Source organism: Maribellus mangrovi, from assembly GCF_037646455.1.
Taxonomy (GTDB): Bacteria; Bacteroidota; Bacteroidia; order Bacteroidales; family Prolixibacteraceae; genus Draconibacterium; species Draconibacterium mangrovi_A.
In genome coordinates this window covers 287,415-310,045 of the sequence record NZ_JBBIXN010000002.1, presented here as the reverse complement: position 1 = coordinate 310,045, position 22,631 = coordinate 287,415, and the positions used below count along the sequence as shown (strand labels likewise).

General features: G+C 42.9%; 16 protein-coding genes. 2 read left to right on the top strand and 14 right to left on the bottom strand.

Translation table 11 applies throughout. The annotated features are described in order from the left end of the window. Window positions 1–20: 20 nt before the first annotated feature. From dnaA to WFY05_RS09270, 3 genes are all read right to left on the bottom strand, one after another. Complete coding sequence (dnaA, locus tag WFY05_RS09280; RefSeq protein WP_340112542.1) at window positions 21–1,445, bottom strand: chromosomal replication initiator protein DnaA; 1,425 nt, start codon at window positions 1,443–1,445, stop codon at window positions 21–23. 287 nt (window positions 1,446–1,732) lie between these two features. Continuing rightward, the gene (locus WFY05_RS09275; RefSeq protein ID WP_340112540.1) at window positions 1,733–2,986 is read right to left on the bottom strand and encodes an MlaD family protein; all 1,254 of its coding nucleotides are present in this window, start codon (window positions 2,984–2,986) and stop codon (window positions 1,733–1,735) included. A gap of 45 nt (window positions 2,987–3,031) precedes the next feature. Further along, window positions 3,032–4,207, bottom strand: coding sequence for an N-acetylmuramoyl-L-alanine amidase family protein (locus WFY05_RS09270; RefSeq protein ID WP_340112538.1), 1,176 nt, complete (start codon window positions 4,205–4,207; stop codon window positions 3,032–3,034). Window positions 4,208–4,500: 293 nt separating this feature from the next. On the opposite strand from WFY05_RS09270, the gene WFY05_RS09265 reads away from it, so the two are divergent. Beyond that, window positions 4,501–7,086 carry a putative LPS assembly protein LptD gene (locus tag WFY05_RS09265; RefSeq protein WP_340112537.1) on the top strand — a complete coding sequence of 862 codons (2,586 nt, stop codon included), beginning with the start codon at window positions 4,501–4,503 and terminating at the stop codon, window positions 7,084–7,086. An 11-nt stretch (window positions 7,087–7,097) separates the two neighbouring features. Continuing rightward, on the top strand, window positions 7,098–7,475 hold the full coding sequence (locus WFY05_RS09260) for a RidA family protein (protein WP_340112536.1): 378 nt from the start codon (window positions 7,098–7,100) through the stop codon (window positions 7,473–7,475). A gap of 668 nt (window positions 7,476–8,143) precedes the next feature. Here WFY05_RS09260 and WFY05_RS09255 read toward each other — a convergent pair. From WFY05_RS09255 to WFY05_RS09205, 11 genes are all read right to left on the bottom strand, one after another. Then, window positions 8,144–11,011 (bottom strand): bifunctional fucokinase/fucose-1-phosphate guanylyltransferase, encoded by a 2,868-nt coding sequence (locus WFY05_RS09255; RefSeq protein ID WP_340112535.1) that lies wholly within the window; start codon window positions 11,009–11,011, stop codon window positions 8,144–8,146. Window positions 11,012–11,123: 112 nt separating this feature from the next. Beyond that, window positions 11,124–12,266, bottom strand: coding sequence for a GDP-L-fucose synthase family protein (locus tag WFY05_RS09250; protein ID WP_340112534.1), 1,143 nt, complete (start codon window positions 12,264–12,266; stop codon window positions 11,124–11,126). An 87-nt stretch (window positions 12,267–12,353) separates the two neighbouring features. Next, window positions 12,354–12,734: a GxxExxY protein gene (locus WFY05_RS09245; RefSeq protein ID WP_340112533.1), complete on the bottom strand. Its 381-nt coding sequence runs from the start codon at window positions 12,732–12,734 to the stop codon at window positions 12,354–12,356. 39 nt (window positions 12,735–12,773) lie between these two features. After that, the gene (gene gmd / locus WFY05_RS09240) at window positions 12,774–13,931 is read right to left on the bottom strand and encodes a GDP-mannose 4,6-dehydratase (RefSeq protein ID WP_340112532.1); all 1,158 of its coding nucleotides are present in this window, start codon (window positions 13,929–13,931) and stop codon (window positions 12,774–12,776) included. A 1,240-nt stretch (window positions 13,932–15,171) separates the two neighbouring features. Next, the gene (locus WFY05_RS09235; protein ID WP_340112531.1) at window positions 15,172–16,890 is read right to left on the bottom strand and encodes an ATP-binding cassette domain-containing protein; all 1,719 of its coding nucleotides are present in this window, start codon (window positions 16,888–16,890) and stop codon (window positions 15,172–15,174) included. Next, window positions 16,887–17,909: a nucleotidyltransferase family protein gene (locus WFY05_RS09230; RefSeq protein ID WP_340112529.1), complete on the bottom strand. Its 1,023-nt coding sequence runs from the start codon at window positions 17,907–17,909 to the stop codon at window positions 16,887–16,889. Before WFY05_RS09230 ends, WFY05_RS09235 begins: the two co-directional genes overlap by 4 nt. A 32-nt stretch (window positions 17,910–17,941) precedes the next feature. After that, a complete protein-coding gene (locus WFY05_RS09225) occupies window positions 17,942–18,214 on the bottom strand; it encodes a PqqD family protein (RefSeq protein ID WP_340112528.1) in 273 nt (90 codons plus the stop codon). Continuing rightward, window positions 18,215–20,044 carry an asparagine synthase-related protein gene (locus tag WFY05_RS09220; RefSeq protein WP_340112527.1) on the bottom strand — a complete coding sequence of 610 codons (1,830 nt, stop codon included), beginning with the start codon at window positions 20,042–20,044 and terminating at the stop codon, window positions 18,215–18,217. Between the two features lie 129 nt (window positions 20,045–20,173). Beyond that, window positions 20,174–20,311: a hypothetical protein gene (locus WFY05_RS09215; protein WP_340112526.1), complete on the bottom strand. Its 138-nt coding sequence runs from the start codon at window positions 20,309–20,311 to the stop codon at window positions 20,174–20,176. A gap of 102 nt (window positions 20,312–20,413) precedes the next feature. Further along, entirely contained in the window at window positions 20,414–20,824 is a 411-nt protein-coding gene (locus WFY05_RS09210) for a lasso peptide biosynthesis B2 protein (RefSeq protein WP_340112525.1), read from the bottom strand. 14 nt (window positions 20,825–20,838) lie between these two features. Further along, entirely contained in the window at window positions 20,839–21,684 is an 846-nt protein-coding gene (locus tag WFY05_RS09205; protein ID WP_340112524.1) for a hypothetical protein, read from the bottom strand. Window positions 21,685–22,631 lie beyond the last annotated feature (947 nt).

Genomic DNA, 22,631 nt, shown 5'->3' with positions numbered 1-22,631 from the left:
TTAAAAGCCTGCCCTGTTCTTTACATTTTTAATTTCTTTTCTATCTCTTCAACAAAAACCCTGAAGTTCTTGTCGGTGTCTTTCAGGTTGTTCACCGTTTTACAGGCGTGAAGTACAGTGGCGTGGTCTTTGCTCCCGATTTGAGCTCCAATACTTGCCAGTGAGTATTTGGTGAGACTCTTGGAGAAATACATGGCAATTTGCCGCGCCTGAACAATTTCCCTTTTACGTGTTTTGGCCTGTAGCGCATCAACCGGCATATTAAAGTAATCGCAAACCACTTTCGAAATGTACTCGATCGACAATTCGCGTTTTGAATTTTTCACCAGTTTAGTGATCAGTTTTGCTGCCAGTTCCAGTGTGATTTCGCGTTTGTTCAGCATTGACTGGGCCAGCAACGATACCAGCGCACCCTCCAGTTCGCGAACATTATTGGTAACATGCGAGGCAATGTATTCCAGAACTTCTTCTGAAAGCGTGATACCGTCTTTATACACTTTACGACGCAGGATTTCCATGCGCGTTTCAAAATCAGGAATCTGCAGGTCTGCAGTTAATCCCCACTTAAAGCGCGAAAGTAACCTTTGTTCCATTCCTTTTAACTCGATGGGCGGTTTATCCGATGTAAGGATCAGTTGCTTTCCCATTTGGTGTAAATGGTTGAATATATGGAAGAAAGTTTCCTGTGTTTTTTCTTTTCCTGCAAATTCGTGCACGTCATCAAGAATCAGAACATCTACCATTTGGTAGAAATGAAGGAAGTCGTTCCGGTTGTTGTTGCGTGTGGCTTCGGTAAATTGCGTTTGAAATTTATTGGCATTTACATACAGTACTACTTTGTCCGGGAAACGCTCTTTAACTTCAATACCGATAGCCTGAACCAGGTGGGTTTTTCCAAGTCCTGAGTTGCCGTAAACCATTAAAGGATTAAAGGCTGTACCTCCAGGATTTTGTGCCACTGCATATCCCGCACTTCTTGCTAAACGGTTGCAATCGCCTTCCACAAAATTCTCGAAGGTATTGTCCGGCTTTAGTTGCGGATCGATTTGTAGCTTTTGAATGCCGGGGATGATAAACGGATTTTTGATCGTTGGTTTCTCATCGGCTTTCAACGGAATTGTTAACGGTTTGTTCTGGATCTTTGTATTGTTATTGGTAGGGTAGCTCACCGTATACGGCTGGCTGTTTTTGTTGCCCATAACAACATTATACTCCAGTTTAGCGCCGTTTCCGATGACCATGCGAAGTGTTTTTCGAAGGATGTCAATAAACTGTTCTTCGAGGTACTCGTAAAAAAAAGCACTTGGGACCTGAATAGTTAATACTTTGTTCTCAAGTTTAACGGGTTCGATAGGTTCGAACCAGGTTTTGAAGCTGCTGCTAGGAACGTTATCTTTTATAACGTTAAGGCATTTTTCCCATGCAGATTGGTGTTCATTGTTCATTTACAATTGCAGGCTAATTGAGGTTCTACAAAATTTTTCCTTAGTGGTATTCCTGAGAACAAAAATTGCTAAAAAAAAATGAAAAAAAAAATCACATTTCTATTGTTTTGTATGTGAATTTTATACTAGGTTCTTTATCAGGCTATTAAAAAAATATATTTTTCAGATATTTATAAGTGTCTGAAAATCAATTATTAACAATTAATGCCTTGATAGCTAATAGAATAACTGGTTGGTAGTGGTTGGTAAATGAAGATGAACAATATATAAGGATATAAAGAGGTAAATTAATTTATAGATTTAAGTGCTTTATCGAGCTTAATCAGCTTTCCCTTTTTAAATGCGACGATCGTGGATTCCGGGAAGTTTTTTCGGACTTCGCGATGAAGTTCTTCGATCTCGGAATACACTCCTGTATTTCCAATTAAATAAGAGTAGGTTCCTCCGGAATAATATTCCTCCACATTTTCGAGACCTTTGAACAGGTCGCTGTTCATATCTACTTTTATTTTACTCGATACCAGGTGTATTTTAAATACGATATCTTTCGATGAAACATCTTCGCGGGTATTGACATATACTTCTTTTCCAAAATCGAAGGCCGAGAATTGCAGGTACCGTTTTGGATTGGTTTGAATGTCTTTTACCAGGTAGGCGAGGTTTTCTGAAAGTGTATTGATCGAATGGTAAAGCTCATCGTCGTTCAGAAGTAAACCGGCCGAACTTTCATTGCTATTCAATTTATCGAGGGTAGAAACCAGTTGTTCAGAAACGGTTTCGATATTATTTAGCATGGGTGTAACTGATAATTGCGAAAGTGTATCGCTAAACGAATGCAGGTTTTGCAGGGTTGCCCTAAATATTTCTGTATTGTTATTTAAACTGGTTGTAATGTCGTCTACATTCGAAATAATGCTTTTTATGCTGGTTTTTTCCGCCGATACAATTTCTTCGAGGTCGGCAGTGGTCGCTTCAAGGTTTTTTATGGTTTGGTTGATGTTGGCAAAACTGGAAGAGAGGTTTTCCTGTGCATCTTCGTTTAAAATCATGGTCAGCACCGTAATGGCCGAATCGATGGTTCCCAGCAGTTCTTCGGCTTTATTTTTTAGTGGCAGTACCTGGAGACTTACCTGTTCTTTTAAATCGCTTTCAATCGCACCCAGTATAGTGTCATTGTTTTGATGGTATTGTTTCGCGTCGCTCATCAGCAATTTAACCGAGCGTGTTCCCATAATGTCGCTGCTAACGATTTGGGCGACCGAGTTGAGCGGAATTTTGAAATCGGCATCAACGGCAAGAGTAACCAGCAATCGGCCACTATTGTCGGGAGCAAATTTTACTTCCCTTACCTTGCCGATGGGGTAACCGTTCAGTGCAATATTAGCCGAATTGGCGAGCCCGTCAACGCGGTTGTAATACACGTAGTAAAAATCGTTACGAGAGAAAATGTCATTGCCTTTAAGGTAGGCCAATCCCCAAACCAGAACGGTTAGTGATATAACAATTAATATTCCAAGTCGTGCAAATTTCGAAATTCTCATGGGCGAAAATTACAACATTTATTGTAAAATTGAGGCATTCAGCGGTCAATTCTTGTTTTCCTGAAGCTTTTTTAACGAAATCAGCTCGTTGTTTTTAAAAGCCACAACAAATGCCGATTCATAGCGCACAAGTAGTAATTCCTTATTGATCTCGGCATTTTCGAGCGATGAATATTTACCTACAAAGTAGCGACTAATGCCTGGCGAATCAATCCTGAATACATTATCAAGACCATTAAAATTCTCGGGTGTTGTTTCTATTTTTTGCTTTAGTGCCATAATTTGAACCGAATAGAAGAGGTCTTCTTCTCCGGCACTTTTCTCTGCTGAGCCTGGTGTTGTTGCCGGTGTTACATTCGCACCTGTAGCCACTTTTTCTATGGGCTGAGGTGTTTCATCGTCTGTAACGAGGTGGAAACTGCTTTTCTGTTCCACATTGGTTTTGTAGGCCTCAAAAGCGCTAAATATAGCCAATGCAATCTGATCGCGACCATTATTGCTGTTGAGGAAGTCCCGTTCGCTGGCGTTGCTCAGAAATCCGGTTTCCACCAATACCCCCGGCATGGCGATTTGGCGCAACACCAGGAACCCGGCCTCTTTTACACTTCGGTCTTTGCGTTTGGTTCGTAGCCGAAATTCGTTCTGAATGGCATTGGCCAGCGAGATACTTTGTTCCTTGTATTCATCCTGAACCAGCTCGAACATGATGTACGACTCCGATGAATTTGGATCGAATCCTTCGTAAGTAGTGGTATAGTCATCTTCCAGCAAGATCACTGAATTTTCCTTTTTTGCCACCTGAAGGTTGTCCTCGCTACTGTGTTGCCCAAGCACAAAGGTTTCGGTTCCGTGCACGTATTTATAATCCACTGCATTGGCATGAATCGAAATAAACAGGTCGGCATCTGCCTTATTGGCGATTTCTGCCCGTCGGTACACCGGAATAAAAACATCGGTTTTACGGGTATAGATCACTTCAATCTCGGGGAATGTACGTTCGATGTAATTTCCTAGCTTAAGCGCGATATCCAGTACGATGTCTTTTTCCTCAACATCGCCACTGCTGGTTCCGGAATCGATTCCTCCGTGTCCGGGATCGATCACTACAAGCGATACCAGCGAATCGTCCTGCTTTGCTTCGGAGCGGTTATTGGCCGGCACCGATTGAAGCACTGCAAAAGCAACAATTAACAAGAGGTATTTTAGTGGATTTTTCTTCATAATGATCAAACAAGCTCTTCGCCAACATATAAAACCGAAATTCCCCGGAACTTATTATCTTGCTTCCTCTGAATTCTTTGCCGGGATCGTTCTTCCTGCTTTATCTGATAAAAATAGAAATTTAGAATTATTTTGCATTTATTAGCTTAATAGTATAGTGCATATTTATATTTTTGTCGAGCCAATAGTAGTTGAATACAGAGAACATATTGAATAAATTAGTACTTACATATCTCTTCCTTTTTTGTCCTATCTTCTTACTTTTTGGTCAGGAAACTGAAACGGCAGTTCGAATGGATACACTGGTCGAATCGCGGGTTGTAAACGACACTGTTTTAACGGATACTTTGCATGTGATGGCCGTTGATACGATTAGGAAGAAAGCACCTGTAATCGCCGATCCTATTCAGTATGAAGCGTCGGACTCGATGGTTGTCTCGCTCGACGGACAAAAAGTGTACCTGTATAACAATGCCCGTGTAACTTATCAGAATATCGAACTGAATGCCTATTATATCCAGCTTGATCTGGACACCAAAGAAATATATGCAGAGGGCATTCTGGACTCAGCCGGCGAACTCAGCCAAAAACCCATCTTTAAACAGGGTGCTGAGGAATACGAATCGGAAACGATGCGTTATAATTTCGAAAGCGAAAAGGCTTTTATTACCAAAGTGGTTTCGCAACAGGGCGAAGGTTTTATTCACAGCGATCGCACCAAGAAGATCGGTGAAGAAGTATTTATTACCGAAAAAGCCAAGTATACGACCTGCGATGCGGATCACCCGCATTTTTACCTGCAACTGACCAAAGCCAAGGTGATCTCGAACGAAAAGATCATTACCGGACCGGCGTATATGGTGTTGGAAGATTTTCCGATCTATTTTCCCTTTTTGCCTTTTGGTTATTTTCCCAATTCGCCGACCTATTCATCGGGGATTCTGATTCCCAAATACGGGGAAGAGAATAACCGTGGATTCTTCCTGCGCGACGGGGGGTATTACTGGGCGGCAAGTGAGTACTTCGACCTTGCTGTGCAAGGCGATGTCTATTCTAAAGGATCGTGGGGAACCCGGATTAAAACCAGCTACCGGAAGCGGTATAAATTCAGCGGAAGTTTTGGTTTCGATTACGCCATTAATAAATACGGTGAAAAAGGTTTGGATACCTACTCAAAATCAAAACAATACAAATTAACCTGGTCGCATTCGCAGGATGCCAAAGCCAATCCTAACCGTACTTTTTCGGCCAGCGTTAACCTTTCTTCGAGCGGCTACGACAAACAAAATGCCTACAATACAAACGACTACCTGACGACAACTAAATCTTCGAGTATCTCGTATTCACGAAGGTTTGAGAATACGCCGTTTAACCTGTCGGTAAACCTCAGGCATTCGCAAAATACGCGCGACAGCACCATGTCGCTTTCCTTGCCCGAGATGACTTTTAGTATGGCTAAGGTGTATCCTTTCCGCAAAAAGAACCGAAGCGGAAAACTGAAGTTTTACGAAAAGCTGGGTTTTAATTACACCGGTAATTTGAAAAATACCATCTCGGCAAAAGAGTCCGAAATTTGGGGGAGCTCATTTACTGAAGACTGGAAAAACGGAATCAGGCACAATCTGCCGCTGTCGTTTCCGAGTTTTAACCTCTTTAAATACATTAACTTTAGTCCGGGCATCAGCTACAACGAAAAATGGTATTTTAAAAAGTACGATTATGAATACGTGGAAGGCGGTAATTTTACCGATAATCCGTCAGGAGTGCCAAGTACCATCCGTGTTGATACCATTACCGGATTGAATCGTGTGTATGATTATGCATACAGCCTGAGTTCGTCGACCAATATTTACGGAATGTTTATCCCGCGGAATCCAGATTCGAAGGTGAAAGGGATACGGCACAAAATGACACCTTCAATTGGTTTTAGCTACCGGCCCGACTTTGGTAGGGACAAGTTTGGATACTGGCAGGAAGTGCAGGTAGACTCGACTGGGAGAACGCAATATTTTGATATTAACCGCGATGGTGTCTATGGAGGATCACCGGGAAGGGGAGAGTCGGGAGCAATTTCGTTCAGCCTTAGCAATAACCTGGAAATGAAAGTTCTGGAGAATGCTGATTCGACCAAAGCAGACGAAGAACAGAAATTTAAAAAAGTGAAACTGATCGATAACCTGAGTGTTTCATCATCTTATAACCTGATCGCCGACTCGCTTAACCTGTCGCCCTTTAGTATCAGGGCACGTACTACGGTTGCCGGAGTAAGTATAAACATGGGAACGACACTCGATCCATACATGGTGGATGAAAATTACCGAAAGATCCATAAATACACCTGGAACGAACGAAGCGGATTAGGAAAGCTCGGACGTGTAACACGTGCCAACCTTTCGTTTGGAATGAGTTTTAATTCAAAAAGTAAGGATAAGAATAAAAAGGGTGGAAATGGAAACGATGATAATTCAGCCGCTCCCGGAGAAGATGCGCCGGAGGATGCAGGCGTTTTAGCTTCAGCCTACGACAATTACCTGGATTTTAGTATGCCCTGGGATTTTGGTTTTGATTACAGCCTGAATTACACCGGTCCGTCCCGCTCATATCCCAACGGACGGGTATCGCAAACTATCGGCCTGCGTGGCAACGTTAAGATCACCGAAAAATGGAATGCCAGTATGAATACCAACTTCGATATCCAGGCCGGAGAGTTTTCATTTACTACCTTTAATTTAACCCGCGACCTGCATTGCTGGGGTATGTCGTTTAATTTTGTTCCGTTCGGATTCCGAAAAAGTTACAGCTTTACCATCAGTGCCAAATCATCGATGCTGGCCGACCTGAAACTGCAAAAACAACAAAGTCACTACGATAACTTCTAAAATAGATTAGGATGAAACGAATTATAGCTACCGAAAATGCTCCACAGGCAATCGGACCATACAGCCAGGCCGTTGAAGTCAACGGAACACTCTACATTTCAGGTCAGGTGCCGCTTGATCCGGCAAGCATGAAAGTGGTGGAAGGAGGAATTAAAGAGCAAACCGAGCAGGTAATGAAAAATATCGGTGCCATCCTCGACGCCGCCGGATATTCGTTTGCCGATGTAGTAAAGTCGACCTGTCTGTTAAGCGATATGGCCGATTTTAAAGCCATGAACGAAGTATACGGTTCGCGTTATACCGAAAATCCGCCTGCACGTGCTGCATTCGCTGTTAAAGAACTGCCGCTGGGAGTGATGGTAGAGATTGAAACGGTGGCGGTGAAGTAGGGGATGCCGGAAGCTCGAAGCAAGAAGCTGAGGGATTGAAGGACTGAATCGCAGTGATCAGTGGCAATGTTCAGAGTTCAGAGTTTGGTGACTGCGCTATTGAGTCAATACTTTAATGTTAGAAGCATGAAGCACGAAGCATGAATCATGAAGCTCAATTTCACAATTTATCAGTTTTCAGTCGCAGTGATCAGCATTCAGTGTTTGGCGTATAAAGTCAAAAGTAAAAATATCCAAATACAAATGTCCAGTGACTAATGACTAGTAGCTCGAAGCTTAAATGATCAATATTCACCCTTTGAAATAATGCGATGCATTAAGTCGAAGACTTATTTCACAGGGTTCAATTTCCTATGACGTGTAACCAATGACCAATGGTTTGCAGCAGATCCCTCTCCTGAGTCCTCGGGATCGGGATGACAGCAAATTATGATGTCGAGGCGGCACGGGAACCGTTTTGTTGAGATTACATTCGTTGGGTGCCGCCGGTTTATATACATAAGATTGTCATTCCGAGGGAGGAACGACCGATGGAATCTGTTTCTTGAAAATTGTTGTGCGCCGCCCAAAACACATCCCACCCGTCATTCCAAACCGTCAAATGACGGAGAAGAATCTTTCTCAATACTGTTCTTCATACTTTTTGCTTTTTAATATAGAGCACTCAACTAGCTTTTCGTGACCTGGAAACCGGTTTGGGATATTTCAAAATCAACAAAACGACCCCGTTCGTTTACTGGATTTTTACTTAGCGTATTTTTGATTCGTGCAGCTGCTTCATCATCTCTGGCAACGATCAGCATAAATCCACCACCACCGGCTCCCAGCAATTTGAATCCAAGTGTATCCGCCTGAATGCGATCGATCATTTTCTGGATTTCGGGCGTGTTGGTACCCGCATCTAATTTCTGGTTGAGTTTCCAGCTTCGGTCGATCATGGATGCAAATAAAGCCAGGTCTTTTTGCAGAAGTACATCGTAGGTGTTGATGGCATGAAGTTTTAAGTCTTCCAATACCTCCAGATGTTCCTTTGAATTCAGGAACATTCCCCGAACGATCTCCCCTAAAATATCTTTTGCAACCCGTGTAATCCCTGTATAGTACAACAAAATCCTGCCTTTTGTAAGCGGATCATTAAAGAGTGATTCGGGCAGCCATTTAACGCGTGGCTCCTGATGTTTTCCTGCATTTGTTTCCAGGAGTTTTATGCCTTCAAACAGGCCCCCGAACTGATCCTGCCAGCCTCCTCCCGTTGTCAGCAGCTGCTCCAGGGCAAGTGTACGTTTCCCGACCTCCTGTTTATCCCAGTTCAGGCAGCACACTTCAGAGAGGGTTCCCAGCACTGTTGCTGCCAGGATGGAACTGGTACCCAGTCCCGATCCTTTGGGAACTGCCGAAAGAATGGTCAGTTCAAGACCTCCCCCAAGGCTTTCCAGCTGATCTTTCAGGGTTTCAAATTTATTCTGCGCAAATTCCGGTAAGAATCCACTGAGGGCCAGGGCGGCTTTGGGGATGGAAAATGCCGATCGGATATTCTCATACGACCGTATATCCTCAAAACTTGTAAGCACCTCGCGTGCCCCAAGGTCGATGGAACGCAAAACGATTTTATGTTCCGAATTGCCTCTGATGTAGCAATGCAATGGGGGCTGACCGTTTAATTCAACGGCAACATTTACGACCTTACCTCCATACAGGAAACAATAGGGAGGCGTATCAGACCAGCCTCCGGCAAGATCAAGGCGCACCGGGCTTCTGCCCCAGGCAATCTGGTCGGGCAAAAGGCTTATTTCAGGGGATACCCGGTCGTTTTTGCAGAGGTCAACAATTTGCTGCTGCAGGTATTCAAATGCTTCTTTCTCCTGCCGGGCTCCGTCTTGTCCTTTTAAGCGAAGAACCTGTGACCTGAACATGAAATCGTGGATCGGCAGCCAGTCATTCCCCGAGAATTTTTTTTCTTCAGGTAGTTCAAGTTTGTTGCTTAAAAAATCAGAAGCCGTTTTTTTCAGATCAAGCTGATAAAAAACCGAGCTTTGATAATTGGCTGCCAGTGCCGGGTAATTTGTCTTTCTTAAATCCGTTCTTTGCGCCTCAAGACGATCGATAAAACTCTGATCATTCAGATCGGCACAACTCAAGCGCTTACTTTTTAGCCATCGCTCTGTAAATTCCTGATTCTGGGGCGGATTGATCTGAAGCAACCATTGTATATAAGCTTCATCAATCTGTTCCTTAACCAGCACAGGAAACAGTGAAAGCTGAAAGATGTCTTCTTCGTTGTCAAAACCATCGAAGGCATTCTGAAGGTTTCTTTTTTGCAGCCATTCGTTTAGTGGCGTATTCATAAAAAGCGTGGAAGCGTTCTTCCGTTCTCCCCTGAATTTGTCATTAAAACCATAATTACGCAGGGCGACTTCATTTTTTCCAAGCGGTACGATATCAAGACAGGACCCCGGATCAAGCTGAATACTCCACTTATTAGACGGGATTCCGGTCAGCACATTATCATGAGTAAACGACCATGAATCGGGAACCACTGAATTTTCCACCCAGATGTTCTGATTGGCTGGAGAAAAATTGTTTTTAAGGACTGAATTAAGTACAAAAACCGAAGGATGTGGTTTTATCTGTTTGTGCCATATTTCACGTTGGTCATTAACCCGGTTTTGAATCGCCAGGTTGCTGCTTACCAGTTCAGAAGTGTTTCCCAGGTGGTAAAATTCTCCGCCTTCGAGGTTCAGCAGTGCCACTTTTAGTTGGTTGATTTCAGCATTGTGTGCTCCGGGAGCATTTCCCAGGGCAGTGCCAAAAGTGCTGTACAGGTCATAAAAGTTAGGAATTCCTTTTGTGAACTTATTCCCGTTCCAGCCACAGTTCTTCATTAATATCGAAATGGCTTTAGGGCTCAGCAGCCAGATCCCGATGTCCATTAAGAAGTAGTGATCGTGCACCAGTTGCTGTATTTTCGGGATCGAAGGTTTTTGCAACATAAATTCCAGTTGCTCCGGTGTTTCATGTTTGGCAAAAAATACCCCGTGATTGGTTGCTTTTTCAGGTTCAAGCCAAAGTCCAAAACACACCACATCGGCTTCAGGGATTTCCGGAAGTTGTTTACCTCCGAATATGAGTGTATCACCACTGGCAATCAGTGTATTTAATTTCTTTGGTGCCTGTTCCAATAACTGATCAAAAAGCGGAAGCTGTAAATGCACCAGGCGTTGGTTTAATTGCTGTCCACGCGACCAGCGAAATACGGGCATGGGGATCAGGCTTTTTCCCAGTGGTGCATAGGCCGGCAGCCTGCGACTTTGTCCTCCGGCGTGAATGATGGCTCTTTTCTCACCGGGCAACCAAGCCGTGAAATCCCCGGCATTTTCGTTTTGGAACAATTCCGATAAAATATGAGCAGTTCCGCCTCCCGAACCGACTTTAGTATTTTCGGGATCGGAAGTAACAAACCAATCCTTAGGATCTAATTCGGCAATGTGGTGAAAATGGGGAACTACGTTTGTTGGAACCGATATAAGGTGTTTCATCAATTTAAAAAGTTGCTTGTTTCATCGGCATTTTCAGGCAGCCGGTTTTATTTTTCGTGAAAATAGTAAAACCTTCCGGGCCTTTTTACTTATTTCATCCGAAAATATATTTTTACCTTTTGGCCTGATACCACTCATACATTCTTTTTACACCTTCCTCAATTTCGATTTTGTGCTGCCAGCCCAGTTCGTGAAGTTTTGTAACATCGGTGAGTTTACGCAGGGTGCCATCCGGTTTGGAGGTGTTAAATACCAGCTCGCCTTTAAAACCGACGATTTGTTTGATCAGAGTTGCAAGACCTTTGATGCTGATCTCTTTCCCTGTGCCGATATTGATGTGGGTGTTTCTGACCTCCTTCAATCCCCCTTTATCCCCCTTCACCAAGGGGGACGAGATCACATCCTTAAAGTCGACGTTTTCCATCAGGTACACGCAGGCATCTGCCATTTCTTCACTCCAGAGGAATTCGCGCATCGGAGCGCCGGAGCCCCATACCTCGACTGAGACTTTGCTTTTCAATCCCCCTTGATCCCCCTTTTCAAAGGGGGACGAACTAATTCCATATTCTGACAGGATGGAACATACTGTATCAGTTGAAGAATTGCCATTTATACCTTCAATGGGACGCTGATCCAGGTCTGAACGAACAGCTTCCCAGTTGTTCTCTTCTAAGCAATGACCAAGGTGGATCTTACGGATCAGTGCCGGCAGAACATGTGATTTTTCCAGGTCGAAATTGTCATTTGGCCCATACAGGTTGGTGGGCATAACTGATAAAAAATTCGTGCCGTATTGCAGGTTGTAGCTTTCGCACAATTTAATCCCGGCGATTTTGGCAATGGCATAAGGCTCGTTGGTGTATTCCAGCGGGGAGGTGAGGAGTGAATCCTCCGGCATGGGTTGCGGAGCCTCCCGCGGATAGATACAGGTACTCCCCAGAAACAATAACTTCTTTACACCATATTTCCAGGCATTATGGATAATGTGGTTCTGGATCACAAGATTCTCGTAAATAAAATCAGCACGATAGGTATTGTTGGCTACAATTCCACCCACTTTTGCTGCGGCCAGAAAAACATATTCCGGTTGTTCCTGTTCAAAAAATGTTTCCACAGCCTGTTGGTCCAGCAGGTCCAGTTCCTGCCGGGTTTTTCCGATCAGGTTCGTATAAGCTCTTTTCTGCAGGTTTTTCCAAATGGCCGATCCTACAAGCCCCCTGTGACCGGCGATGTATATTTTGTCGTTTTTTTTCATTTTAATAATTCTGTTTGACATAGGATAATTGGTCTTCTCTGATTAAGTTTGAACTATTTTACTGATTAACACGGATTCCACAGACCTTTAGGTATTGATAAAACGTTTCCATTTCAAACTTGTTTCTCCGAAGTTAATCAGCAATCCAACTTTTAAACCGGAGGCATTTAAGTAGTTGATGGTTTGTTTACTGAAGTCAGTAGCCAGAAATCCTACAGCTTTAATCTCAAGAATTATCGCTTCATAACAAAGAAAATCTACCTTGAAATACTTTTTTAAAGGCTCTCCATCCAAATATACATTTAACTTATGCTGTTTTACGAATGGTATAGCTTGCTTTATAAATTCTCTTTCTAAAGCTTCCTGATAAACAGATTCAAGAAAGCCATTTCCAAGCTTTCGATGAACATTCATCATACAGGCACCGATAATATTATATGTTTCTTTTTCGTATAGCAGTGATGACATAATCTGCGCAATCAGTGGAATTCTGCGTAATCTGTGTCTTTATTCAAAATAGTTAAGCGTCCTGTACCCACCATCCTGTAAATAACGGTCTTTTTTCATCAGTTTGATATCCGATTCCATCATGTCTTCGATCAGGCCCTGAAGATCGTATTTCGGCTGCCAGTCGAGTTTGGTGTTGGCCTTGGTCGGATCACCGATCAGCAGATCCACTTCAGCCGGACGAAAATAAGTCGGATCAACTGCCACACTGGCTGTTTTGCGATGTTTAATACGTTCTTTGATGTCCCCCAGGTACTCTTCACCCACTTTTTTGTTAAAAACCTTTTCATCTACCGCAGAGATAAACCCTTTTTCTTCAGCATTCTCCCCGGAGTAACTGATTTCCAGTCCAATTTCTCCAGCGGCCATCTGCACAAAATCGCGGATGGAAGTAGTGATCCCGGTGGCGATTACATAGTCGTCGGGTACTTCCTGTTGAAGGATCAGGTACATGGCACGGATGTAATCTTTGGCATGTCCCCAGTCGCGTTGTGCCGAAAGATTTCCCAGGAAAAGGGTGTCCTGCATACCCAATGCAATCCTCGATAAGGCCCGGGTGATCTTACGGGTCACAAAGGTTTCGCCACGGATCGGTGATTCGTGGTTAAACAGGATGCCGTTACTGGCATGGATACCATAAGCTTCGCGGTAATTCACGGTGATCCAGTAGGCATACAATTTTGCTACCCCGTAAGGCGATCGCGGGTAAAAAGGAGTGGTTTCCTTCTGAGGAACCTCCTGTACCAATCCGAATAACTCGGATGTAGAAGCCTGGTAGACCTTCGTCTTCTCTTTTAATCCAAGCAGGCGTACGGCCTCCAGAATGCGGAGCGTGCCCAGCCCATCGGCATTGGCCGTATATTCAGGTGTATCAAAACTTACCATTACGTGACTCATGGCGGCCAGGTTGTAAATTTCATCCGGCTGAACCTCCTGGATGATCCGCGTCAGGTTCATACTGTCGGTTAAATCGCCGTAGTGCAGGATCAGGTTGCGGTTGTCAACATGCGGATCCTGGTAAAGGTGATCGATGCGATCGGTATTAAACAGGGAAGAACGCCTTTTTATACCGTGAACTACATAGCCTTTTTTGATCAGGTACTCGGCCATATAAGCGCCATCCTGTCCTGTTATCCCAGTTATTAATGCTGTTTTCATAAATGTTAGTTATTTATTTTGTGATGTTAATTTATCCTGCTGAGTGAAATGAAGCCCTGATGCTTCGTTAGAGTTAATGCTGTATTCATGATGTAATAATAAGATAATTGTGTTCTTCATCATCCATCAAAAATAGGGATTTTATAGTTGATTAATAAATTTCCAATGTTCAATACTCACTATCCGGGGACTAATGACTTTTAGCTCAGGTGCCCCGAAGGGATTCCGATGGAAAAGCCCGGGTTAACGGGCAACGCGAGTAAATCGGCGCATGCGGCTGCCTGGATAGATGTTGGTGGGTTGTTTGCGCCGAAATAGCGTTGGTAAATTGAGCATTCATGTTAATTCATCTGACGCTGACACCCCTCCTGGCCAGGAGGGGAATTTCTTATTCCAGGTTTGTGAAATGCTTCAAGGTTGCGGTTGCGGTTGCCGGTGGTCTGTGATTGAGATCCCTCATTCGTTGCTCTCATTCGGGATGACAATTGTAATTATAAAACCAGGCGGCGCGTGAATTATCTTATATTATTGTATTTGTGCTGCGCCGCCTCAAAAGCCCTGAAAGGGCGATAGCTTAATAGCCCCGGGTGAAGCCCGAGGTAACGATCAGCGTGAGTAAATCGGCGCATGCGGCTGCCTGGATAGATGTTGGTGGGTTGTTTGCGCCGAAATAGCGTTGGTAAATTGAGCATTCATGTTAATTCATCTGACGCTGACACCCCTCCTGGCCAGGAGGGGAATTTCTTATTCGAGGTTTGTGAAATGCTTCAAGGTTGCGGTTGCGGTTGCCGGTAGTCTGTGATTGAGATGCCTCATTCGTTAGTCGGTATTCAATTCCCAATGACAAGTGCCTAATGACCCGTTGCTTGTTTTCCTGACCCCCAATCCCCAAGGGAGCGTTTGTTATTCATTTATGGACTGCGGGATAGATTTGTTGAAGGATTGAGTTCTATACTGTTTCAATGCTTAAAGGCAAGGCAAAAGGCAGAAGGCAGAAGGCAGAAGGCAAAAGGCAGAAGGCAAAAGTGAAAAGTTCAATATTTAATATCCAATGTCCAATTCTCAATGACAAGTGACCAATGGCTCATTGCTCGTTCCTCATTTTCTCAGACCACCTAAATCCCCCCAAGTGGGGACTTTTGTTCAGTAATAAGATAGTGAATGACAGTCCAAAGAGCTTATGTTGAGTTTACGATGGATTGAAGTCGTTTTAATGAAATAAAGACCGATGACTCACGGCTCACAGCTCGTGGCTTGTAGCTCCTTTATCCAAATCAATCACATGATCGAACCAGGGGAGGAGGGAGCGGCGATGGGTGACAAAGATGATGGTTACCGTGCTTTTCAGGGCGGCAATGGTTTCCATGATCCGCTGTTCATTCTCCGGGTCGAGTGATGAGGTGGCTTCATCGAGCAGAAGGAGCGAAGGGTGGCGCAGCAGTACACGTGCCAGTGCCAGTCGCTGGCGTTCACCGCCGGAAAAGTGAAAATGGTAGTTCACCAGATGTTCATCGAGTTTATTCGGGAAACGTTCCACCAGATGAGCGGCATTTACCCGCCCGAGCATGTCCATGATGGCTGCATCGTTAAAATCCTTACGGCTGTCCCATACCAGGTTCTCACGCAAGGTGCCATCGATAAAAAAGGCATCCTGTGGCAGGTAACCGATGCTCTGCTGCCAGCCGGGAAGTGTGTCGTTGTTTAGCTTTTTTCCGTCGACGCTGATGGTTCCCGAATGCGGTTTTTGCAGCCCGGCGATCAGATCCATAAAAGTGGTTTTCCCGGCGCCCGAACTGCCCATGATGCCTGTGATCCGGTACGCGGGTATGTTTTCGTTCCAGTCGGTGAACAGGCGATTTGCTCCGGGGTAGCCAAAATTCAAAGCACTGATACTGATCGCCTTTTGCAGATCGATATGTTTTATTGTTTCTTCCCGGTGCAAAGCATGGTCTTCCAATTGCCGGTCGAGGTTGATTACCAGTTCCACCGACGGGATGTTGGTAATGATCATGTTCACATCGGTGTTCATCGCGGTAAAGCGCGGATAGATCCGGGAAAAAAGGATGATCAGTATAAAAAAGGAAGCCAGTGGCACCATTTGAAATCGGAAGCCCACATAAACCACCCCAACAAGCACCAGTAATCCGGCGATCCGATAGATCAACTGGGGGAGGGCATAGTTCTTTTGCATCCGGTATTCGATATCCACCAATGTGGAAGAAGCTTCGTCGAACTTTTTATAATAGAACGGCTCCGAGCGGTGGACCTTGGCAATTTTTACGGTCTGCCAGAAATCATCGATGTACTTGAGCAGGCGGTTGTATGATTCGATATAGCCTTCGCCCAGGTGAAAAGCTTTAAACAGAAAGCGACGTAACAGTATGAAGAGCACCAGACCAATAAGCGTGATGATCAACGTAAATTTCACCGACACCAGCATGGCCCAGGCCAGATAGGCAGCGGCCATGATGAGCGAGGTAAGCAGACGCAAGAGAAAATATACAAAGTTAGCCAGGTTGGGTACCTCTTTGCTCAGTACCTGCAGGTGATTGGTCTTGCTGTTTTGGTTGAGCACGGTCCAGTCGGCCATAATGATCTTGCGAAACAGTCGGCGGCGCAATTGGTAAATAAAACTTTGCTGCCAGGAGGCATCGAGCAGCGACTTTGTATACTGAAGCAGGGCGCTGACTATCAGTAAAACCACAAATACCAGCAATATCGATTCGAAGCTCAGGTTAAAGTGGAGTTTCTCTGCCCATTGGTTGATGTAAAATGCTAATCCTTCCGGAGCACTTTCCGTTCCGGGGGTAAGCAGTTGCAAAAGCGGGATCAGCAATACAATGGATACACCGCCAACAGTACCCATAATGAGAGTAAGCAGAAAGATCAGGACCAGACGTGCCGGTTGATGCCGCCTGATGAGGTGAAGACTGTCTATGATCAATCGATTTTTTTTCATGAAAATCTGCGGATCAGTTTTTTTATGAGCCGGTAAAGGTTGTGAAACAGCGGATGTGCTAATAATCCTTTTCTGTCCAACTGATCGTAGGTAAAATTAAAAGTTTTCAGCACATTCCATTTGTAGCTAAGACCGGGAAAACAGCGCATCAGGTAGATCATTCCCACAGTAAGTCCTTTGAAACTATCGTCGTATGGCTGTTCTTCCTTCCTGTTGATGCTTTCGTTATTCTTCTTTAAAAGCCAGGGGGAAACTTTTGTTGTACAGGAAAGAGGCTCTATATCGGGAAAAAATTCTTTAAGCATGGCATTACACAGTGCCACCATGCGCCCGGCTTTCAGTTCTTTTACATAGCCCGAAAAAACAGATTGTTCGTATCCAACTTTAACAAGGTAATCCTTAATATCGACGAGCCACTTTAATCGTTCCCAGCGGTGCAAACCACCGTGGATGATCAAATACAGCAATTCGAATTCGCGGTTTAACAGCTTTATCGTCTGGCCTCCAAAATCAATAGTCCGGGTATTGTTCCAGAGGAGTTCCTGTATGGATTGTTGGCGAAGGACATTCGATTTAAAAGGTTGCCAGTGGAACTCAACGCTCAATTCCCCTGCGGGATGAATCAAGGCCGCCTGGTTGGTATACTTGAACAGTCGTTGTTGTTTTTGTTCTGATTCCGGCCAGCTAAAATAAGGCGAGGAGTATCCCCGTTGCAACAGCAGTTCGTAGGCCTTTGAAAGCGATTCCGCTTTGATAAAAAAATCAAGATCCTGGTAATTCCGGTAGAGCGGGTCTTTGTATAACAGGTAGGAGAGTATGGGGCCTTTAAAAGGGATAAACTCAATGCCCTCTTCAATAAATAAGCTTATAAGTGCATTGAATTCCGCCAGTTTGGGCAGGTGCTGGGCTTTGGCTCCGGGAAATTCCGACCGACGGTTTTCGCCCAGGAGGTCATCGATCTGGTCGTGGCTTAGTTGGTGGTGTTGGTATAAGATTTCCCGGTCAAATTTCTCAATCATTGTTTTGTTACGTTGAAAGCAGACACTGAGAGTTATTTTTCTTCTTTTGCAAATACCAGTTTAAGGCGGATCATCTCCTCCAGGTGTTCTCTTACTTCCTTCATGCATTGTTGTTCTTCCACATCAAATTCTTCCTGAAGTATATTGCAGAGTTCTTTCAAAGTTTTTGCGTCCTCTAGCAGTTCCCAGATTCGTGTGGCCACGGGGTTCAGTGAAAAATATTTGCCCTGGTCGAGGTCCATCATTACCATTTCGTTATGCAGATTTCCTGATACTGCTTCTTTTTTTCTAAAATATCTTTTCATTTATAATGCAGGTACTTTTTTGTATTGAATAGTATATTCGTGCAACTGTTTTGCAAAAAACAAGGCTAAAAGTAAATAGGAGAATGAGTTATAATCAGGATTCTTATTGAATTGAATTATATCTTTTTTTATTTTTTTGAAGTCAATAAAAGAAAGTTCAGAATTTTGCTCAATAGAAGGAAGCTCATTTATGATTTCCAAACTTAATTTATTCACCATTTTTGGTGATTCCTGATAAAGAACAGGATCAAATGAAGATAAATTCCATCTTACGCTTTCTGGAAGAAAACCATCACTTATTTCCCTCAAAATTGTGCGAGAGAAATTACTATTTGCAAGCAATTTTGAAGGTACTTTTAACATGTATTCCACAATATTCTTGTCAAGAAGAGGAAAACGATATTCTATACCTTTATGCATACCTTCAATATACCAATTTTCCAATCTATAATTAAGATGGTAAGTTTTTAGAAATCCCAAATGCAATTTTCTTCTGGACGTAAAAAAATAAAAGTTTGATACTGTTTTTTTATCTGATTTTTGATATTCGGCCTTGATGTATTTACTTGATTCCTTTTGTAATTTCCGCACTGATAATGGTAAGATGTTTAAGGCTGGAAATAATATTTCGTTAATTATACGTTTAAATAGTGAACGTGGTTTGGCGATGCTATTCCTTTGCAGAAATGATGAAAATTGAAGATTAAATAGAAGATCCATATCTATTCCACGATCACCTTTGCTAACAAATTCGTCCCCTCCATATCCACTGAAGATCAAATTAACTCCTTCTGTTTCGGCTTTCTGTAAAACCTTGTACTCCTGATAAAACTCTCCAAACCTGAGTTTATTTGAAACAAAGTGGCGAAAATCGGTAAATGACCATTTTGCAAAATAAGGAGTGATCTCGTTTAATTTACATTGTTCACGGATAAGTTCACGCTCATCATATTTGCCTGATTTATTGTTTAATTCTGAAGGTGACCATGAAAACCCGTAGAATATTTTTTGATGTTGATAATATTTTTTTGCCAGTGCTGCTACAATGCCTGAGTCCAATCCACCACTAATATGTGTACCTGCTGTATATTTAGGATTACATCTGATTGCCACAGCGTTATCAATTATTTTTTCGATATCCGACAGCATTTGAACTTTACCTAAATTATTATCAATCTGAATCTTTTCAGGATGCCAATATTTTATTGTCTTTACACTATTTTTTGAAAATTCAAGATAATGACCAGGAGGCAGCTTTTTTACTGCAGAGTTAGGAGTTTGAGAAAAATCAATCATTTTGAATTCATTGAGCAAGAATTCCCGGTTTAATTTATCTCCTTCATAAAATGATCTGCACAAACTGGTTATATCAGAAGAAAAAAATAAGTTATCATTATACTTAGTATATGCAAGAGGTCGTATTCCTAAATGGTCTCTAAAAAGAAAGAGTTTATGAGATTTTTTTAAAAATATTGCAAAAACAAAATCACCATTTAATTGATTTACAAATCCTAAGCCTCCGTTTCGATAGGCAACGTACAATTTTTCAGCAGTGGATATAGTTTTTCCTGAAATGCCATATGATTCAATAATCGTATCAATGTTATATATGCATCCCGAGAGAAGCAAAGTGTTTCCAGTGTTTGGATCATTAAAAAAAAAGTCATTTTTAGATAATGGTATTTTTTTAGAAACGTAATACCCTGCAAAGAAATTCCCATCCGTTTTTCTCTGATGATAGAAATCATCAAATTTCATTAATTGTTCAAGTAATTCAATCTTTGTTTCGATTAATGAATGCCTTGAACCTGATAAACATCCATAAATCATACACGTAAGTTTAAAAATGCGGAAACTATATTAAATAAATCCTCAACTTTAGTTGCTTGTAATGTTAAGAAAGGAACAAACATGCATATTTTGGCATTATGTTCTGTTCCAAAATATTAATACTATTCTTTAAGGTTTACTACCCGGTCGCTGAGGATGAGACTCAGTGGTATTGGTTGCGGATGTACCAAACGTATCCTTCTTTATACTCAGTGTTTGGACTTCAGGTTTTTGCCAGGTTCTCTTTTTGATTTCCAAGTTTTTCATAACCAATAATTTCAAGTTTTTTTTAGTGAACTAACAATTAAAACTTGGGTTTGTTTTTTATATTCAGGCGTCAGGCATCAAAGTTAGTATTATATTTTTTCATTAAAAGTTTTTTAATTCCAGATAGTCCCAATTTTTATCAATAATTTCAAATTGGGACACTTTTAGCCACGCATGGGCCTCCGGTTTGCCGTTTTTGTTGTGTTTTATGCCCAGCGACAGCCGGGAAGGGATATTTCTGCGGTTCAACATCCAGCGGGCTGTAAGGCTTTGTACCAGGCATACATTTTTCCAGAACGAAAAGCGGTTAGCCCTTGCTATTGCCGATTTTATGCTGATCAGTAGCTCTATGTCCGGTGTTGTATCTGAACAGTGCCTGGTGCTTATCCGCATGATCCATTTAAAGGGCAGCATCAACAGAACCACCTTGGCGAGGTACATCATGACCAGTGCTTCTAGCAGCAGTTTTTTGTCCCATTTTGGTAGCGATTGCCATTTTTTGATCTGTTTCATGTGTAAAGTAAACATTAAAAAACTGACATATGTTTGTAAAGTACTGCGATCAAATCATTCAGGGGAAATTCTTCCGGTCGATCGACACGGGTGATCTGAACATTTTGGCTGATTTCCAGTAGCTTATGGAGGTAGTAAGCTTCGGTTTCTTTCATCCCGGCCAGCATTTCCCAGCCACAGATCTCTCCGCGTAACAGGATAAAGCGCTGCATCGGTTCAAGTTCTGTAAGTTTGAGTTGCTTGGTTTTACCTTTTACAATCCACAGCACATGGTCGAGTGGGGCATAAGTTTCTGAGGGTGCCTCCTGTTCGAACCACTTTTTTTGGTTAAAAGGATTTACCCCCGACCATTTTTGCTTGTTGTTAGGGAGTTGCGACAGGGTGTTTTCCGTTAATGCCATTTTTGTGCTAAGGTGGCGAATCATCGGCTTTGAATCATTGAATTCAATAACAGTAACATCGTCGTTCATGAAAGTGGCTCCCTGAGCACAGAAGCCGGCAGTAAGCGAAGATTTACCTGCCCCGGAGTCGCCACAGACCATAATGCCTTTTTCGTTCAGGGCAAATGCACTGGCATGAAAGTTCAACCATTTACGCTGGTGCAACAGACTTACCAATCCCCAGTTGCCCACCAGGATCTCGATGATTTCGTCTTGTGCATCTGTATCCGGAGCAAATTCCAGCCGATTACCTCCTTGGGTATACAGCCATCCCGCACCTTCCATATACATGCTGAACTCGTCGGGAGCAGAACACTGTTGATCTTTGCAGAACAGTGGATCAGCAATTTTTGTCGGTGTATCTGTAATTCTGATTTCGACATCTTTTAGCGGGAAGCGGAGTTTATAGTCACTGGTCATTGGTTACTGGTTGCTCGATATTAGATTCTTGATACTCGATACTTGATACTTGATACTTGATACTCGATACTTGATACTCGATTCTCGATACTCGATTCTCGATTCTCGATTCTCGATTCTTAATACTCGATACCCTGATTGCTTCGCATCGGGATTCCTGCCAGCCGGCAGGCTGGAATTCCACTAACAACTTTTAATGCGTTTCACTTTTAAAAGTTGAGTGTCATTGAACTTGATTCTCGATACTTGATACTGGATGCGAATTTATAATTTTTTGGTTTGAAGGTAGTATTTTGAACAACGAACTTAAAACCTTGAAGGTTTGTGAAACACTTCAAGGTTGTTTAATGGAACGTCAGTAGAATTTTGTTTGAGATCCCTCACCCATTTCATGGGATTCGGGATGACAATCTTAATAATAAGACCAGGCGGCGCATGAATTATCTTGTAACATTGTATTTGTAATGCGCCGCCGGATTAACGGTTTACCAGTCCTGAAAGGGCTAAAGCTTAATAGCCCCGGGTGAAACCCGGGGTAACGAGCAATGCGAGTAAATCGGCGCAATCGTGTATGCAGTTTGAAATGCCGGCCCTTCTTGTGCCGAAAAAACGGGGGTTCATTAAAACGCTTTACCAAAATAAAAGTTGATATATTAGATTTTGGGTATCGTTGCCATACAAATGTGGATTCAACCGGCCACTATTTATAAAGAAGGGGCAACGGAGAACATCCTAAATTCTCAATATCTTCATCTCATCCCTACGGGACTTTGGCTGGGCATGTATTTTGTATTTTACCGATATTTCCTGCCTACGGCAGGTAACTGTTCAAATACCTGTGTCCTAGAATTGGTTTAGAAAAATCCCCCTCTGTCGGCCACCCACGTGCCTTACCCTGACACCTATCTACGGTAGGCAGGTCTCCTCTCTATCTTATAATCTTTTAG

Bases quoted from the DNA above. Each gene is read 5' to 3' on its own strand.
- dnaA (WP_340112542.1), bottom strand. From the start codon at position 1,445: ATGAACAATGAACACCAATCTGCATGGGAAAAATGCCTTAACGTTATA.
- WFY05_RS09275 (WP_340112540.1), bottom strand. From the start codon at position 2,986: ATGAGAATTTCGAAATTTGCACGACTTGGAATATTAATTGTTATATCA.
- WFY05_RS09270 (WP_340112538.1), bottom strand. From the start codon at position 4,207: ATGAAGAAAAATCCACTAAAATACCTCTTGTTAATTGTTGCTTTTGCA.
- WFY05_RS09265 (WP_340112537.1), top strand. From the start codon at position 4,501: ATGGATACACTGGTCGAATCGCGGGTTGTAAACGACACTGTTTTAACG.
- WFY05_RS09260 (WP_340112536.1), top strand. From the start codon at position 7,098: ATGAAACGAATTATAGCTACCGAAAATGCTCCACAGGCAATCGGACCA.
- WFY05_RS09255 (WP_340112535.1), bottom strand. From the start codon at position 11,011: ATGAAACACCTTATATCGGTTCCAACAAACGTAGTTCCCCATTTTCAC.
- WFY05_RS09250 (WP_340112534.1), bottom strand. From the start codon at position 12,266: ATGAAAAAAAACGACAAAATATACATCGCCGGTCACAGGGGGCTTGTA.
- WFY05_RS09245 (WP_340112533.1), bottom strand. From the start codon at position 12,734: ATGTCATCACTGCTATACGAAAAAGAAACATATAATATTATCGGTGCC.
- gmd (WP_340112532.1), bottom strand. From the start codon at position 13,931: ATGAAAACAGCATTAATAACTGGGATAACAGGACAGGATGGCGCTTAT.
- WFY05_RS09235 (WP_340112531.1), bottom strand. From the start codon at position 16,890: ATGAAAAAAAATCGATTGATCATAGACAGTCTTCACCTCATCAGGCGG.
- WFY05_RS09230 (WP_340112529.1), bottom strand. From the start codon at position 17,909: ATGATTGAGAAATTTGACCGGGAAATCTTATACCAACACCACCAACTA.
- WFY05_RS09225 (WP_340112528.1), bottom strand. From the start codon at position 18,214: ATGAAAAGATATTTTAGAAAAAAAGAAGCAGTATCAGGAAATCTGCAT.
- WFY05_RS09220 (WP_340112527.1), bottom strand. From the start codon at position 20,044: ATGATTTATGGATGTTTATCAGGTTCAAGGCATTCATTAATCGAAACA.
- WFY05_RS09215 (WP_340112526.1), bottom strand. From the start codon at position 20,311: ATGAAAAACTTGGAAATCAAAAAGAGAACCTGGCAAAAACCTGAAGTC.
- WFY05_RS09210 (WP_340112525.1), bottom strand. From the start codon at position 20,824: ATGAAACAGATCAAAAAATGGCAATCGCTACCAAAATGGGACAAAAAA.
- WFY05_RS09205 (WP_340112524.1), bottom strand. From the start codon at position 21,684: ATGACCAGTGACTATAAACTCCGCTTCCCGCTAAAAGATGTCGAAATC.